The 15,732-nt window shown below is 39.7% G+C and carries 16 protein-coding genes and 2 other annotated features; of the genes, 14 read left to right on the top strand and 2 right to left on the bottom strand.

The features are described 5' to 3' along the window. The first annotated feature begins 305 nt into the window (after positions 1-305). The 6 genes from thrS (at position 306) to LQ50_RS06035 (ending at position 4,869) form a co-directional block, all read left to right on the top strand. Positions 306-2,237 carry a threonine--tRNA ligase gene (gene thrS, locus LQ50_RS06060; RefSeq protein WP_034627121.1) on the top strand — a complete coding sequence of 644 codons (1,932 nt, stop codon included), beginning with the start codon at positions 306-308 and terminating at the stop codon, positions 2,235-2,237. A 292-nt stretch (positions 2,238-2,529) separates the two neighbouring features. Beyond that, positions 2,530-2,652: a sequence feature (ribosomal protein L20 leader region), on the top strand. Between the two features lie 90 nt (positions 2,653-2,742). After that, entirely contained in the window at positions 2,743-3,246 is a 504-nt protein-coding gene (gene infC / locus LQ50_RS06055) for a translation initiation factor IF-3 (protein ID WP_034627116.1), read from the top strand. A gap of 36 nt (positions 3,247-3,282) precedes the next feature. Further along, positions 3,283-3,483 carry a 50S ribosomal protein L35 gene (gene rpmI, locus LQ50_RS06050; protein WP_034627113.1) on the top strand — a complete coding sequence of 67 codons (201 nt, stop codon included), beginning with the start codon at positions 3,283-3,285 and terminating at the stop codon, positions 3,481-3,483. Between the two features lie 35 nt (positions 3,484-3,518). Next, positions 3,519-3,878, top strand: a complete 360-nt coding sequence (gene rplT / locus LQ50_RS06045; protein WP_034627110.1) for a 50S ribosomal protein L20 — start codon at positions 3,519-3,521, stop codon at positions 3,876-3,878. 123 nt (positions 3,879-4,001) lie between these two features. Further along, on the top strand, positions 4,002-4,271 hold the full coding sequence (locus tag LQ50_RS06040) for a DUF1294 domain-containing protein (protein ID WP_034627104.1): 270 nt from the start codon (positions 4,002-4,004) through the stop codon (positions 4,269-4,271). A 22-nt stretch (positions 4,272-4,293) separates the two neighbouring features. Continuing rightward, a complete protein-coding gene (locus LQ50_RS06035) occupies positions 4,294-4,869 on the top strand; it encodes a TVP38/TMEM64 family protein (protein ID WP_034627101.1) in 576 nt (191 codons plus the stop codon). A gap of 425 nt (positions 4,870-5,294) precedes the next feature. Here LQ50_RS06035 and LQ50_RS06030 read toward each other — a convergent pair whose 3' ends face one another. Further along, entirely contained in the window at positions 5,295-5,675 is a 381-nt protein-coding gene (locus LQ50_RS06030) for a hypothetical protein (RefSeq protein WP_034627098.1), read from the bottom strand. Between the two features lie 163 nt (positions 5,676-5,838). Between LQ50_RS06030 and LQ50_RS06025 the strand changes: the two genes are divergently transcribed. Next, positions 5,839-6,327, top strand: coding sequence for a dUTP diphosphatase (locus LQ50_RS06025; RefSeq protein WP_034627097.1), 489 nt, complete (start codon positions 5,839-5,841; stop codon positions 6,325-6,327). 103 nt (positions 6,328-6,430) lie between these two features. Beyond that, on the top strand, positions 6,431-7,516 hold the full coding sequence (locus LQ50_RS06020) for a M42 family metallopeptidase (protein ID WP_034627094.1): 1,086 nt from the start codon (positions 6,431-6,433) through the stop codon (positions 7,514-7,516). Between the two features lie 63 nt (positions 7,517-7,579). Here the strand turns inward: LQ50_RS06020 and sspI are convergent, their stop codons facing one another. Then, on the bottom strand, positions 7,580-7,786 hold the full coding sequence (gene sspI / locus LQ50_RS06015) for a small acid-soluble spore protein SspI (RefSeq protein ID WP_034627091.1): 207 nt from the start codon (positions 7,784-7,786) through the stop codon (positions 7,580-7,582). A 127-nt stretch (positions 7,787-7,913) separates the two neighbouring features. On the opposite strand from sspI, the gene LQ50_RS06010 reads away from it, so the two are divergent. From LQ50_RS06010 to polX, 6 genes are all read left to right on the top strand, one after another. Next, positions 7,914-8,669, top strand: a complete 756-nt coding sequence (locus tag LQ50_RS06010) for a TrmH family RNA methyltransferase (RefSeq protein WP_034627089.1) — start codon at positions 7,914-7,916, stop codon at positions 8,667-8,669. A gap of 62 nt (positions 8,670-8,731) precedes the next feature. After that, positions 8,732-8,962 (top strand) — a binding site (T-box leader). An 87-nt stretch (positions 8,963-9,049) separates the two neighbouring features. Further along, positions 9,050-10,084, top strand: coding sequence for a phenylalanine--tRNA ligase subunit alpha (pheS, locus tag LQ50_RS06005; protein ID WP_034627086.1), 1,035 nt, complete (start codon positions 9,050-9,052; stop codon positions 10,082-10,084). Positions 10,085-10,096: 12 nt separating this feature from the next. After that, positions 10,097-12,523, top strand: coding sequence for a phenylalanine--tRNA ligase subunit beta (gene pheT, locus LQ50_RS06000; protein ID WP_034627084.1), 2,427 nt, complete (start codon positions 10,097-10,099; stop codon positions 12,521-12,523). Positions 12,524-12,762: 239 nt separating this feature from the next. Next, entirely contained in the window at positions 12,763-13,038 is a 276-nt protein-coding gene (gene zapA, locus LQ50_RS05995) for a cell division protein ZapA (protein WP_034627082.1), read from the top strand. A gap of 1 nt (position 13,039) precedes the next feature. Then, positions 13,040-13,579, top strand: a complete 540-nt coding sequence (locus tag LQ50_RS05990) for a CvpA family protein (protein WP_034627079.1) — start codon at positions 13,040-13,042, stop codon at positions 13,577-13,579. Positions 13,580-13,979: 400 nt separating this feature from the next. Then, entirely contained in the window at positions 13,980-15,695 is a 1,716-nt protein-coding gene (polX, locus tag LQ50_RS05985) for a DNA polymerase/3'-5' exonuclease PolX (RefSeq protein WP_034627078.1), read from the top strand. Positions 15,696-15,732 lie beyond the last annotated feature (37 nt).

Here is a 15,732-nt window from a genome sequence, read left to right as displayed (position 1 = left end):
TAACAAGTAAGAGTCTTGATGAGGACATGAGACGTTGTATCGGTTTTCAGAGAGGGAAGCATTTGCTGAGAGCTTCCTAACTAGAATAACGTTCTTACCACCTCTGAACTGCGACAGGGAAACACACAAGTGGATTATCTGGAGCCGGTAACAACCGTTATTTTGTATCTTGAGGAGAATGGTTTTGTTTCTTTGTGAAACGAGGCGATCTTAAACAAGGGTGGAACCACGAACTACACTCGTCCCTTCTGTATGGAGGGATGGGTGTTTTTTTATTTTATTCAGATTAGAAGGAGTGGACAAGTATGGCTGAAGTTAAAATTACGTTTCCAGATGGTGCCATCAAGGAGTTTCCAAGTGGAACGACAACAGAAGATATTGCAGCATCGATTAGTCCTGGCTTAAAAAAGAAGGCACTTGCTGGAAAATTAAATGATACTTTGATTGATTTACGTACGCCTATTACAGAGGATGGTGAGATCGCTATTGTGACACCTGATTCTGATGAGGCATTAGAAATCGTTCGTCATAGTACAGCTCATGTTATGGCTCAAGCAATCAAACGTCTATACAAAGACGTGAAATTAGGTGTTGGCCCTGTCATTGAAGGCGGGTTCTATTATGATATTGATTCAGAGGAATCACTAACACCTGAAGATCTTCCAAAGATTGAAAAGGAAATGAAGCGTATTATCTCAGAAAATCTTGAAGTGAAACGGATTGAAGTAACACGAGAAGAAGCCATTCAAAAATACAAAGAAATCGGTGATGAGTACAAGTTAGAGCTCATTGAAGCGATTCCTGAAGGGGAAATGCTAACGATTTATGAGCAAGGTGAATTCTTTGATCTTTGTCGCGGAATACACATCCCATCAACAAATAAAATTAAAGAATTTAAGCTTTTAAGCTTAGCGGGTGCTTATTGGCGTGGCGATAGCAAAAACAAAATGCTTCAGCGGATTTACGGAACAGCGTTCTTTAACAAAGAGGACTTGAAAGAACACCTTCGCTTGCTTGAAGAAGCGAAAGAACGCGATCACCGTAAACTAGGAAAAGAGCTTGGAATCTTTGCATTATCACAAAAAGTAGGACAAGGTTTGCCACTATGGTTACCTAAAGGGGCAACGGTTCGTCGCATCATTGAACGTTACATCGTGGATAAAGAAGAACGACTTGGTTATCAGCACGTCTACACACCGATTTTAGGAAGCTCTGAGCTTTATAAAACTTCTGGACACTGGGATCATTATAAAGATGATATGTTCCCAGTTATGGAACGCGATAATGAAGAGTTTGTCTTGCGTCCGATGAACTGCCCTCATCATATGATGGTGTACAAGCAGGAGATGAGAAGTTACCGCCAACTGCCCCTTCGTATTGCTGAACTAGGGATGATGCATCGTTATGAAATGTCTGGTGCTGTTTCCGGACTTCAGCGTGTCCGTGGAATGACGTTAAATGATGCACACATCTTCTGTCGTCCGGATCAAATTAAAGAAGAGTTTTTACGTGTTGTACGCCTTATTCAAGAAGTTTACAAAGACTTCGGTATTGATAAATATAAATTCCGTCTTTCGTATCGTGACCCAGAAGATACGGAAAAATATTTTGATGATGATGAGATGTGGAACAAAGCACAAAGCATGCTAAAAGATGCGATGAATGAGCTTGAAGGAATTGAGTACTTCGAAGCAGAAGGAGAAGCGGCATTCTATGGTCCGAAGCTTGATGTTCAAGTGAAAACAGCACTTGGAAAAGAAGAAACATTGTCAACGGTTCAGTTAGACTTCTTATTACCGGAGCGTTTTGATTTAACTTATGTTGGAGAAGATGGACAGCAACATCGTCCAGTTGTTGTTCACCGTGGGGTTGTATCAACAATGGAGCGTTTTGTTGCGTTCTTACTTGAAGAGTACAAAGGGGCATTCCCGACTTGGTTAGCTCCCGTTCAAACACAAATCATTCCTGTATCTAATGATGTTCATCTTGATTATGCGAAGAAGGTACAAGAAGAGCTTCAAGCGGTTGGAGTTCGAGTAGAAATTGATGAGCGTGATGAAAAGTTAGGATACAAGATCCGTGAAGCACAAATGCAAAAAATTCCTTATATGCTTGTTTTAGGTGATAAGGAAATGGAAGCAAAAGCGGTGAACATTCGTAAGTATGGAGAGCAAGATTCTGCATCGACTTCTTTGGAGGAGTTTGTAGAGCAGATGAAGGTAGAGGCTAGGAAGTAGAAGAGAATATTGCAAAGGAAAAGTGCGCTTATACATAAAGAGAGCGCCCAAGTTTGCGATGGCTCCGCGCGCCGTGCGCCTTTTAGGAGAAAACCGCTCCTAAAAGGCTTAAAAGATAACGGCGGCTGCGCTTATCGCATCGAGAATATTGCAAAAGGGAAAATCACCCTTTTGCAATATTCTCTTGCATTCTTCTATTTCAGGAGGTAGAATAATTAAGTCGGCCGCCAAAGAGTTGACGTGATTCGATGGGTATGTTATAGTCATTGAGTAAACAATTTAACATTGGAAACAAAGCAAGCAGAAGCGCCCGCTTCTCACCTGATTGACGCGTAAGCAGTTTACAGGTATGAACAGTTTCATTTCTATGAATGGACGAAGTGTGGGCGTAGTGCGCCTACACTTTTTTTGTACTTGAATGAAGGTGCATTGGACCACAAGATCCATGCAACCCTTGCTTTGATTCGTTAAAATCCTTTGGAGGTGGCTCATTATTAGTAAAGACATGTTGGTCAATGAAGGGATTCGTGCACGTGAAGTACGTCTTATTGGAGCAAACGGTGATCAAGTCGGTGTAAAGTCAAAACAAGAAGCACTAGACATGGCTCAAAATGTCAATCTTGATTTAGTTTGTGTAGCTCCGAATGCGAAACCACCTGTATGTCGAATCATGGACTACGGAAAATTCCGTTATGAGCAACAAAAGAAAGATAAGGAAGCTCGTAAGAAACAAAAGGTTATCAACGTGAAAGAGGTTCGATTGAGCCCGACGATTGAAGATAACGACTTTAATACGAAGCTTCGTAATGCTCGAAAATTCCTTGAAAAAGGAGATAAAGTAAAAGCAGCGATCCGCTTCCGTGGACGTGCCATTACTCATTCTCAAATTGGACGGAAAGTATTAGAGCGTCTTGCAAAAGAATGTGAAGATATTGCAACAGTTGAATCAATGCCTAAGATGGAAGGACGCAGTATGTTCTTAATCATGGCCCCTAAAACTGAAAAGTAATTCTTTGCTGAACAAGATTAAGGGAGGACCTGAGTTATGCCAAAAATGAAAACTCACCGTGGAGCAGCTAAGCGTTTCAAAAAGACTGGATCTGGGAAGCTTAAGCGTTCACACGCATTCACTAGTCACTTATTCGGTAACAAGTCACAAAAGCAAAAGCGTAAATTACGCAAAGCTGGAATGGTACATTCTGGTGACTTCAAACGTATTCGTGAAATGTTAACGTACAAAAAATAATTGATTTCGTTTTTTAGAAAAAGGAGGGAACTTCGATGCCAAGAGTAAAAGGCGGTTATGTCGCTCGTCGTCGTCGTAAAAAGGTATTAAAGTTAGCTAAAGGATATTACGGTTCTAAACATACATTATTTAAATCAGCGCAAGGACAGGTAATGAAGTCTTTACTTTATGCTTACCGCGATCGTCGCAACAAGAAACGCGACTTCCGTAAGCTATGGATTACTCGTATCAATGCAGCTGCTCGTATGAACGGTCTTTCTTATAGCCGTTTCATGCACGGTTTAAAGCTTGCTGATATCAATGTTAATCGTAAAATGCTTGCTGAACTTGCTGTTACTGACGAAAAGTCATTTGCACAACTTGCTGAAAAGGCAAAAGCAAGCCTTAATGCATAAGATTAGAAAAAACGCGGCTGAATAGTCGCGTTTTTTATTTGTCTAAATTTCTAGTTTTAGGGGCGTAGAACTAGAAAGTATGTTAGGCTCAAATAGGTTTTAAAGATAGGGGGCCGACCGAACATGATCATAACGATTTATTTCCTTTTCGTTAATTTCCTCGCATTTGTTATAATGGGCATGGACAAGGCCAAAGCTAAAAACCGTCAAAGAAGAGTGCCTGAGAAAACATTGTTTTGCTTAGCGTTTATTGGCGGAAGTGTTGGCATTTATGCAGGAATGAAGAGATTTCGTCATAAAACGAGGCATAAAAACTTTGTCTATGGAATTCCCATCATCATCCTGACCCAAATTTCTGTACTAGTTTTCATCTTATTTAAGGTCTCAGCATAGATTAGAGAGAGGGGGACTAATGATGGAGGAGTTTTTAGAACGTTCATTTCAATTTATAGAACAAAGTGGTTGGTTTGCTCCGCTATTTTTCGTCTTACTCCATGTGTTTAGACAAGTCTTTTTTATTCCTGTCTTACTTGTGTGTCTGCTTGGTGGTTATTTGTTTGGGACCGTTTATGGGTCTATTTATTCTATACTTGGGCTGACGGCTGTTAGTGTTGTTTTCTATGGTCTTATTCATATTTTTCCAAGCATGAGAGAGAAACTGACGAAGTTGAAAAAAAGATTTTTGAAAGAGAAGCATCAGTTAACGATTGTCCAAATGATGATTATGAGGTTGATGCCATTTATTCACTTTCATTTAGTCTCATTATATTTGATTGAATCAACCAAAAATCTAAAAGAATACACGAAATACTCTTTTTTCGTAAGTATCCCACCAGCTGTTGTCTATACGGCCTTTGGAGATATGATCCATGAACTCCCTTTAGCTGGCACATTGATCTTTGCTTCATTTTTAGCGGTTTTGTTTTTATTTTTCCGTAAAAAACGAACGAATATTAAATGGGACGACTTCTTTTCAACGTCTAAGCAATAACACAAAAAAGTGGAGTTGGTCAACAGGTAAGGTAGATGCGTGATTAATTAAAGAAGAAAAGGGTCTATTAAAAAGAGGCACAGAAAAAGAAGGTTCTTCTTTTTCTGTGCCTTAAGCAATTTTTGTTTTGTAGGGAAGTAAGGCTAACGCTTCATGTTTGTTGAAGCCCGTACGCGAGAGAAACAGCCCGCCACGGGTTTCAAAGCAAGAGATTGAAGCCCGTACGCGAGAGAAACAGCCTGACACGGGTTTCAAAGCAAGAGATTGAAGCCGTACGCGAGAGAAACAGCCTGACACGGGTTTCAAAGCAAGAGGTTGAAGCCCGTACGTGGGAGAAACAGCCCTCCATGGGTTTCAAAGCAAGAAATTGAAGCTCTGTGCGTGAGAAAAGTAGATCCACTTGGGTTTGGGAACCGGTTGTTCTTTTATTTCCGTAAAAGCTCTTTAATCGGGCTCTTCCATTCCACTTTTGCATTTGGATAACGTAAATGAATATCGTCAGAAATAAACTGGAAGTCTTCTTTGTTCAGTCCTGTAAGCTGGTCCGGTTGTTTTGCCCATACATAAATAGAGATAATTTCAAAAGACTGCTCTGTTGTTCCAAGATATTTTTCCCCTTCAAACATGACGCCTTTGTATGTGATAAGAAAATTTTTGCGGACATCTTTGTTGTCATCATAAAAGAAATATTGTTTACGCTCATGTGCTTGTTCTAGTTTTCTGCGTGGGTGAAATAAGTACTTAAATGCGCTATACGCAAGTACAAACAATGCAATTATTAACAACAAACGGAATAAAATTACCATAAAATCGTCTCCTCCTTATGAGGTGCAAATCATAGGAATGTATTTTGATTTTGACATAGGTTTATCAAGAAAGTAAAGCTTCTATTGTGTAATACGAATCACTTGGACTTTGGTTACGTGTTTTTTAAAAAATTGTTATAATTAATTGGATTGGAGGATTGTCATGGAAATTCATAATTTATTTGCCATTCAAAAAGAATTAAACGATCGCATTATTCAAGAACATGATTTGTTTGACTATCATTTGTTTAAAGATCAACTGCTAGCTTTCACCGTAGAAATTGGCGAACTAGCCAATGAAACGAGATGCTTTAAATATTGGAGCAAAAAGGCAGCTTCAAAACGTGCGGTCATTTTGGAAGAATATGTAGACGGATTACATTTTGTGTTAACACTAGGTTTATCATTAAATTTTACGTCGATTACAGTGAAAGAAGAATACCCACAAGTCAGACATACTACTGAACAGTTTCTACTTATTATAAAACAAGCTCTAGAGTTAGATACGGCTCCCTCACAAGAAGCGTTTCAACTATTAGTAGATGAATTTTTTACACTAGGTCAACAGCTTGGGTTTTCAATGGAAGAAATAGAGAAAGCTTATTTAGAAAAAAACAAAGTAAATCACCAAAGGCAAGATAATGGGTATTAGATTGTCGCTATTAGCTCTTAATATTTCGTAGTTATTGATTTCATTTGAGTAGCGAAATTGTTTTCTGTATACTGAATGTAATGATATGAGGAGGTTATACATAATGACAAATCTTGATGAACGATTACAAATGTTAAAAGATTTAACGGATGCAAATGGAGTTCCGGGCAATGAGCGAGAAGCGCGTGAAATGATGAAAAAGTACATCAGTCCATTTGCTGATGAAGTAACAACAGATAAACTTGGAAGTCTTGTTGCTAAGAAAACAGGAAATGCCGAAGGACCGAAAATTATGGTTGCCGGGCATCTTGATGAAATTGGCTTTATGGTAACGAGCATTGATGAGAAGGGCTTTCTTCGTTTTCAAACAGTTGGAGGCTGGTGGGAACAAGTGATGCTAGCTCAACGTGTTACAGTTATGACAAACAAAGGCAATGTTCCAGGCGTAATCGGTTCAAAACCTCCACACATTCTTGCTCCTGAAGCAAGAAAGAAACCAGTTGATAAAAAAGACATGTTTATTGATATTGGTGCAACAAGCAAAGAAGAAGCAATGGAATTTGGTGTGCGCCCAGGCGATTCAGTCGTTCCTGTTTGTGAATTTACGGTCATGAAAAATGAAAAGCTTTTAATGGCTAAAGCGTGGGATAACCGAATTGGTTGTGCGATTGCAATTGATGTACTTCGCGGTTTACAAGGGGAAAACCACCCGAATGTCGTTTATGGAGTAGGGACCGTGCAAGAAGAAGTTGGTCTTCGTGGTGCTCGTACATCCGCTCATTTAATCCAGCCTGATATCGGCTTTGGTGTCGATGTAGGGATAGCTGGAGATACACCGGGTGTAACAGAGAAAGAAGCACTAGCCAAGATGGGTGAAGGCCCTCAAATCGTCTTGTACGATGCATCAATGATTTCTCACAAAGGCTTACGTGACTTTGTGACAGATACAGCGGATGAACACAACATTCCTTATCAATTTGATGCAATGGCTGGCGGTGGAACCGATTCAGGTGCGATTCACTTAACGGCAAACGGAGTTCCTGCTTTGTCCATTACAGTAGCGACACGTTATATTCATACCCATGCTGCTATCCTCCATCGTGATGATTATGAGAATGCAGTGAAACTTATTGTTGAAGTGATTAAAAAGCTTGATAAAGACACGGTTGACAAAATTACGTTTTCTTAAACAATCGTTACAGTAATTGAAAAGAGGTTGCTCAAGCTAAAAGCATGAGCAACCTCTTTATCTCTATTGTAATCCTTGGCTAATTTGTTGACATACGTCGTCTTTTTGTTGCTCGCTTGCGTTTTTCCAAAATACTTCCATCATTACACCTAAACCTGGAAGCATTTTTTCTTCGCCGCGTTGAACAGCGTCGACAATGACTGCTTCTACCTCATCTTGTGAATTTCCTTGAATGTTTGCCATGATAGCACCACGTAAGTTAAAGCTCATCTTTAGCACTCCTTTTTTAGTAAGTATGGTTAAATCTATTTGTAGTATGTATCAGCATGGACTGGATTATAACGAAAAAAATGGGTATGATGGATGAAATGAGAAAGAAGTTTTAAAGGAGTAGAGCATGAAGCGAATTGATTCAGTAAAAAATGACCATGTAAAACGTTGGAAGAAACTACATACAAAAAAAGGAAGAGAGACAGCCGGTCGTTTTCTCGTAGAAGGATACCATCTTGTCTGGGAAGCGGTAAAAGCTGAAATGGCTGTAGAATACATTTTAATGACAGAGGATGCCGTTTTACCTTCATCGTTATCCATGCAGGACCAGGATGTCATCATTGTAAGTGATCCTGTAATGAAAGAACTATCAGAAACAGAAACGCCACAAGGGATTGCCGCTGTTTGTGTGATTCCAACTGAACCTAAGGTGGACAAGTTATCGGGGCAATATTTATTATTAGATCGTATACAAGACCCGGGTAATCTTGGAACCATGATTCGAACGGCGGATGCTGCGGGGTTGACGGGAGTAATTCTTGGCGAGGGAAGTGTGGATGTTTTTAACAGCAAAGTGATCCGTGCAACCCAAGGATCGATCTTTCACCTTCCAGTTATTAAAGGGAATTTAGAAACATGGGTTGACGCGCTTAAAGATTCTTCTATCCCCGTTTTTGGAACATCCTTAAGTGATGCAAGCTCCTATTCGGCTATTGAACCACAATCTCACTTTGCTCTTATCATGGGAAATGAAGGAGAAGGTGTATCGCAAGCATTATTAGAAAAAGCCGATCAGAACATTTACATTCCGATTCATGGACAAGCCGAATCACTAAATGTCTCTGTGGCAGCAGGAATCTTGCTGTATTATTTAAGGGGATAATGGCAAAGATGGTTGCATGAAGAAACTATATTCACTATAATAAATAAATCAATAATATTTTTTGAAATGCTAAGAAAGAGAGTAGTACGTTTTTAACCACCATTCAGGGAGAAGGTGCCTTAGACTGAAAGCATCTTTATGGAAGGAAAAGCCGAATTCGCTCTGGAGCAGGCACTGGACCACAAGTCTTTCTTGTGAAGGTGATCCCGGTTTCGACCGTTAGAGCAATGAAGATAATGGAGGGAGAAATCCCTTCATTAATAAGGGTGGTACCACGAGTCTTCGTCCCTTTTGCGGGAGCGAAGGCTTTTTATTTTGGGCAATATTTCGTAATGGAGGTTGCCCCATACGTTATATGGCTATCTTAAGGAGGAAAAATTATGCGTGAACGTTTAGAAGCCTTGCGTGATGAGGCGTTGGCAAAGGTCGCTGTTGCCAAGGATGTAAAAGCATTGCAAGATGTGAGAGTGGCTTATTTAGGGAAAAAAGGTCCAATTACTGAGGTTTTACGTGGAATGGGCAAACTTTCTGCCGAAGAGCGTCCGGTTATTGGTCAAATGGCTAATGATGTACGAGATGCGATTAAAGTGCAAGTGGAGCTGAAAGAAAAGGAACTAGAAGCAGCTGCTATTGAAAAACAACTTGCGAACGAGAGTATTGATGTGACGTTACCTGGACGTCCAGTTCAAGGTGGTTCTACGCATCCATTAACTCAAGTCGTTGAGGAAGTAGAAGAGGCGTTTTTAGGGCTTGGCTTCTCAGTTGCAGAAGGTCCAGAAGTCGAAGTCGATTACTATAATTTCGAAGCATTAAACTTACCAAAAGACCATCCAGCACGAGATATGCAAGACTCCTTTTATTTTACTGAAGAGTTGTTGCTGAGAACACATACGTCTCCTGTACAAGCGAGAACAATGGAATTACATAAAGGAAAAGGCCCTGTAAAAGTCATCTGTCCAGGAAAAGTATTCCGCCGCGATGATGATGATGCGACTCATTCACATCAATTTATGCAAATTGAAGGATTGTTTGTTGATGAAAATGTACGCATGAGTGATTTAAAAGGGGTATTAGAACAATTTGCCAAATCTTTCTTTGGAGAAGATCGACAAATCCGTTTACGTCCAAGTTTCTTCCCATTCACAGAGCCTTCTGTAGAAGTAGATGTTTCTTGTGGAATGTGCGGCGGAAAAGGTTGCCGTGTTTGTAAGCAATCTGGTTGGATTGAAGTACTAGGAGCGGGAATGGTTCATCCACGCGTGTTAGAAATGAGTGGATTTGACTCAACCAAATATAGCGGATTTGCCTTTGGAATGGGTGTTGAACGCTTAGCCATGCTTAAATATGACATTGATGACATTCGTCATTTTTATACGAACGATATACGTTTTCTAGCGCAGTTCAAACGGGTGTAAGGAGGAAAAAATATGTTAGTCTCTTATAAATGGTTACAAGATTATATAGATGTGAAAGATCTTTCGGCGAATGAGATTGCAGAAAAAATGACGCGTGGTGGAATTGAAATTGATTTCGTTCACGAGTTAAATAAAGGGATTTCGGGTGTAGTGGTTGGCTATGTAAAGGAATGTGAACAACATCCAAACGCTGATAAATTGAATGTTTGTCAAGTTGACATTGGGGAAGAGGAGCTTGTCCAAATTGTATGTGGCGCAAAAAATGTCGGAGCTGGTCAGCATGTTGCTGTTGCAAAGGTAGGAGCGGTTCTTCCAGGTAATTTTAAAATTAAAAAAGCAAAACTACGTGGAGAAGTATCACAAGGAATGATTTGTTCCTTGCAAGAGCTAGGCATCGATGGGAAGCTTGTTCAAAAGGAATACTCTGAAGGAATCTATGTTTTCCAAGATCAAGTTGAAGTTGGTAGTGATGCTCTTGCTGCCCTTAATTTGGACGATACAGTATTAGAATTAGATTTAACTCCAAATCGTTCAGATTGCTTAAATATGCTAGGCGTTGCTTATGAAGTTGGAGCACTATACGAGCGTGAAGTAACGCTTCCAACGATTGACGTGGTCACAAATGACGAATCGGCTACTGATTATATTGATGTAAAAGTTGAAGCTACAGAAGATAACCCATATTACGGAGCAATATTGATTAAAGATGTAAAAGTCGGAACTTCTCCACTTTGGCTGCAAAATCGTCTAATGGCAGCTGGGATTCGCCCGATTAGTAATGTTGTTGATGTAACGAACTATGTGTTGCTTGAATACGGTCAACCATTGCATGCATTTGACTATGACCGCTTTGGGTCCAAAGAAGTCCTAGTTCGTCTGGCACATGATGGAGAAAAAATCGTCACATTAGATGATCAAGAAAGGACGCTGACAAGCGATCATCTTGTTATCACAAATGGCAAGGAGCCTGTTGCGATTGCTGGTGTGATGGGCGGGGCAACCTCTGAGGTTCATGAGGGTACGACCACCGTTCTGTTAGAGGCTGCTTATTTTAAAGGTGCAACCATCCGTAAAGCATCAAGAGATTTAGGCTTAAGAAGTGATGCAAGTACAAGGTATGAAAAGGGTGTGGATCAAGACCGAGTCCTCGCAGCCGGCAGAAGAGCAGCATCTCTTATTGCAGAGCTAACGGGAGGAACAATTGTATCAGGTGTCGTTGAAAAAGACCTTCTTTCATATGATATGGCAACAGTTCGATTAGACCTAGAGAGAGTGAACAATCGTTTAGGAATGAATGTTACGATAGAGGAAGCTGCTTCGTTTATGACTCGATTAGGATTTACGTACGAACAAGATGGCAACGTCTTACATGTGACGATTCCTTCGCGTCGTGCTGATATTCAAATTGAAGAAGACTTAATGGAGGAAGTTGCAAGGTTATATGGATATGATCATATCCCGACAACACTTCCAATTGGTGCGACCACTCAAGGAGCTCTTACAGACTATCAGAAGAAGAGACGCCATGTTCGTCGCGTACTAGAGCGTTCGGGATTATCTCAAGTAATAACGTATTCATTAACCAGTCCTGAAAAGGCAAAAGGGTTTGCTTTTGAAACGACTCAAACATCTCCAGTACGATTAGCCATGCCGATGAGTGAGGATCGTAGTACAATGCGTACGAGTCTGATTCCACACTTATTTGATGTTCTAAGTTATAACGTAAACCGGAAGAATCACGATGTCCATGTCTTTGAAATTGGTTCAATCTTTTTAACGAATGAAGAGGTGTTAACGAAACAACCAACTGAACGTGAAATGGTAGCAGGTGCGTTAACGGGACTTTGGCATGAACATAGCTGGCAAGGCGAAAAGAAAGCAGTAGATTTCTTTGTCGTAAAAGGCATTCTGGAAAGTATGTTTGACCAGTTAGGTGTTTCAGAGGAAGTTGTCTTTGAACAAGCAAAACTTTCTGACTTGCATCCAGGGCGTACGGCGATTGTTAAATTGAACGGAAAACAGATTGGTTTTGTAGGCCAAGTACATCCAGCCTTGCAAAAGGAATTAGGGTTAAAAGAAACGTATGTCTATGAACTTGAACTTGAAGCGTTGCTAATGACTCAAACATCGTCAGTTGTTTACAAATCATTGCCGCGTTTCCCAGCAATGGTGCGTGATATCGCCCTTGTGGTAGATACGCATCGTTCAGCTGGAGAAGTAGAAGCGGTCATTCGTTGGGCTGGCACAGAGTTGTTACATGATGTTCGACTCTTTGATTTATATGAAGGTGAGCATATGGAAGAAGGGAAAAAGTCACTAGCTTTCTCATTAACATATCTTGACCCTGAGAGAACATTAACAGATGAAGAAGTAACGAAAGCTCATACAGAAGTATTAAAAATGCTTGAAGAACATGTAGGAGCTACATTACGGGCTTAAAATTGAGGCTGTTGAGTATATGATGCTCAACAGCCTTTTCATATACGTAATGGAAGGAATAACTTAGTTCTGTTTGTAATATGTATACTTTTAGGATAATAGAGCGAAAAATGACTAAAATCATCATATTTTTTGCAACACTGTATTTCCTTAAAAGGACCTTCATGTTATGATAGAAGATGGTATTTTTATGGCTAAATTTCAACATTGCATTTTACTGATAGATAGGAGGCTTTTCCGTGGCAGAGCAAAAGAAAAAGCAACGGATAACTGTTTCAATATATGGTCAACAGTACACAGTCGTCGGTGAAGAGCCTCCGACATATGTAAAAGATGTCGCCCATATAGTGGATCAGAAAATGAGAGAAATAAAAAAACGTAATCCATATCTTGATACAACTCGTTTAGCAGTATTAACAGCTGTAAATATTGTTGATGATTACATGAAATTAAAAAAGGAAAATGAAATGTTAAACGAAAAAGTCAACGAAGAAAGATCGACAGGAGACGATTAACATGATTAGCTTTCTCATTCTATTTATCTTATTTTGTAGTTTCTTTATTGGTAGAAGAAGAGGTTTCATTCTCCAAATCATACATTTAATTAGCTTTGTCGTAGCTATTGTTGTCGCCTATACATATTTTGGAGAGTTTGCGACGTACATTCGGTTATGGGTTCCATATCCACAGTTTTCATCTGATAGTACTGTAGGAATGATTATTAATACGTTTGATGCGGAGAGTGTTTATTATTCGGGGATTGCTTTTGCCATTTTATTCTTTGGTACAAAGATTGTCCTGCATTTGTTAGGATCGATGTTAGATTTTCTTGCGCATTTACCGATTTTACGTTCTATTAATCAGTTATTGGGAGGAATCCTTTGTTTCATAGAGACGTATCTTATTTTGTTTGTTGTTTTATTTGTTGTCGCATTATTACCAATTGAAGTGGTTCAGGACATCATACAACGTTCTATTGTTGTTCAACTTATGCTTAATCATACTCCTTTTCTTTCAGATTGGTTAAAAGAACTTTGGATTAATAATCAACTATAAGGATAGGGATTTTGCAAAAAATCGTTGTTAGAGGACACTAAAAAAGGTGAAACAGCCCTTGCTAGTGTCCTCTTTTTTAAAGGCTGTTTTCGCATACTGTGTTGTTTTTATGGGTGAAGTGTTCCTCACATGTTCGTTCCATCTGAGCTCTATCAAGGCGGTGCCGAGCCTCCTCGGCTGTGGGGTCTCTCCCTTACTCTACATCCCGCAGGTGTCGAGTGACTTCCGCTCCAATTTACTAAGAGAAAAATTTATCTTTACGGCAACAACCTTTACGGTAACAGCCTTTTTTAAAAGATAACAGACGAAAGCCGCGTAAGTGTCCTTTTCTTGAGTACATGCGTTGATTTTCTATGCTCATTATCGGTATGATGGAGGATAGAAGAAAGGGTAGATGTAGATGAACAAAAAAGATGTCATTGGCTACTTAGAGACCATTGCGACTTATTTAGAAATTAAAGGAGATAACCCCTTTAAAATATCAGCTTACAAAAAAGCGGCGCTTGCCTTAGAATCGGATGAGCGCACGTTAGATGAAATAGACAATCCAGCCTCTCTTAATGGCATTGGAAAAGGGACAGCTGAAGTGATTACTGAATTAAAAAACACAGGGGAATGTTCCTTGCTAAAACAATTACAAGAAGAGGTTCCTTCTGGTTTGTTGCCACTACTGAAGCTTCCTGGGTTAGGCGGAAAAAAGGTCGGAAAATTGTACAAGGAACTCAATGTTGTTTGTATTGATACATTGAAGCAAGTATGTGAAGAGAAAAAAGTTCAACAGCTTGCTGGATTTGGAAAGAAAACAGAAGAAAAGATTTTACTTGCTATTGAAGAGGCAAGTACCCGTCCGGAACGTTTGGCACTTCCTATAGTATTACCGATTGCACAAGCAGTTGAACGAGCTCTAGCAAAAATGGATGGGGTGTTACGCTTCTCTCGTGCTGGAAGTTTACGCAGGCTAAGTGAGACGGTGAAGGACCTTGATTTCATTATCGCGACTACGGAACCAGAGAAAGTAAAGGCAAGTCTCTTAAGTCTTGATGGAATTAGTAAGACGATTGCAAGTGGTGATACGAAGGTATCCGTTGAAATTACAGATGAATTTCCAATCTCCATTGATTTTAGATTGGTTTTGCCAGAGGAGTTTGCTACGACTCTTCATCATTTTACAGGATCCAAAAATCATAATGTGAAGATGCGTCAACTTGCTAAGCAACGTGGAGAGAGAATTAGTGAATACGGGGTCGAAAACCTTGAGACTGGAGAAATTCAAACATTTGACACAGAGGAAGAGTTTTTCAACCATTTTCAACTTGAATTTATCCCACCTGAAGCAAGGGAAGACCACGGTGAAGTAGAAAAAGCAGAGCTTGAAAGGGCAGACGCTCCCTATATTACTGATGATCAAATAAAAAGTGATCTGCATATGCATACGACATGGAGTGATGGTGCTCACTCAATTGAAGATATGGTGAGGGTGGCTAGAGCAAAAGGATATGACTATATTGCGATAACTGACCACTCTAAATACTTACGTGTTGCGAATGGACTTTCGGTCGAACGATTAAAAGAACAACATGCAAAAATTAAAAAATTAAATGAAGAGTACGATGATTTTACAATTTTAACAGGAATTGAAATGGATATTTTACCTGATGGGACACTTGATTATGAAGATGAGATCTTAACTGAAGTTGATTTTGTTATTGCTGCCATTCATTCATCATTCCAGCAGGACAGAGAGCTGATTATGAAGCGTTTAAAGACAGCACTTGAGAGTAAGCATGTTGATTTAATTGCCCACCCAACAGGGCGCTTACTCGGTAGACGTGATGGCTATGATGTTGATGTCGAAATGCTCATACAACTAGCAAAAGAAACGAACACAGCTCTAGAGTTAAATGCGAATCCACATAGACTAGATTTATCAGCTCAGTGGTTAAAGAAGGCAGAAGAAGCAGGGGTCACGATAGCTATTAATACAGATGCTCATAATAAAGAATCGCTTGATCTGATGTCTTACGGTACGGCAGTGGCAAGAAAAGCCATGCTAAAGCCAGAATCTGTTATCAATACATGGTCATTAAACAAACTGCAAGGTTTTCTTAACAGGTAAAAAGTACAACTTCCTGACTCTTGTAAAAAGGGACTCT

The organism is Halalkalibacter okhensis, from assembly GCF_000787375.1.
Lineage (GTDB): Bacteria > Bacillota > Bacilli > Bacillales > Bacillaceae_D > Halalkalibacter > Halalkalibacter okhensis.
Note: the sequence above shows the minus strand (reverse complement) of the source record. Positions and strands in the feature narration are given on the sequence as shown.

Coding starts and splice junctions, on each gene's coding strand:
- LQ50_RS06035 (WP_034627101.1), top strand. CDS start 4,294: ATGGAGGAGTTTTTAGAACGTTCATTTCAATTTATAGAACAAAGTGGT.
- rpmI (WP_034627113.1), top strand. CDS start 3,283: ATGCCAAAAATGAAAACTCACCGTGGAGCAGCTAAGCGTTTCAAAAAG.
- LQ50_RS06030 (WP_034627098.1), bottom strand. CDS start 5,675: ATGGTAATTTTATTCCGTTTGTTGTTAATAATTGCATTGTTTGTACTT.
- LQ50_RS06040 (WP_034627104.1), top strand. CDS start 4,002: ATGATCATAACGATTTATTTCCTTTTCGTTAATTTCCTCGCATTTGTT.
- rplT (WP_034627110.1), top strand. CDS start 3,519: ATGCCAAGAGTAAAAGGCGGTTATGTCGCTCGTCGTCGTCGTAAAAAG.
- polX (WP_034627078.1), top strand. CDS start 13,980: ATGAACAAAAAAGATGTCATTGGCTACTTAGAGACCATTGCGACTTAT.
- thrS (WP_034627121.1), top strand. CDS start 306: ATGGCTGAAGTTAAAATTACGTTTCCAGATGGTGCCATCAAGGAGTTT.
- LQ50_RS06010 (WP_034627089.1), top strand. CDS start 7,914: ATGAAGCGAATTGATTCAGTAAAAAATGACCATGTAAAACGTTGGAAG.
- pheS (WP_034627086.1), top strand. CDS start 9,050: ATGCGTGAACGTTTAGAAGCCTTGCGTGATGAGGCGTTGGCAAAGGTC.
- LQ50_RS05990 (WP_034627079.1), top strand. CDS start 13,040: ATGATTAGCTTTCTCATTCTATTTATCTTATTTTGTAGTTTCTTTATT.
- infC (WP_034627116.1), top strand. CDS start 2,743: ATGTTGGTCAATGAAGGGATTCGTGCACGTGAAGTACGTCTTATTGGA.
- sspI (WP_034627091.1), bottom strand. CDS start 7,786: ATGAGCTTTAACTTACGTGGTGCTATCATGGCAAACATTCAAGGAAAT.
- LQ50_RS06020 (WP_034627094.1), top strand. CDS start 6,431: ATGACAAATCTTGATGAACGATTACAAATGTTAAAAGATTTAACGGAT.
- pheT (WP_034627084.1), top strand. CDS start 10,097: ATGTTAGTCTCTTATAAATGGTTACAAGATTATATAGATGTGAAAGAT.
- LQ50_RS06025 (WP_034627097.1), top strand. CDS start 5,839: ATGGAAATTCATAATTTATTTGCCATTCAAAAAGAATTAAACGATCGC.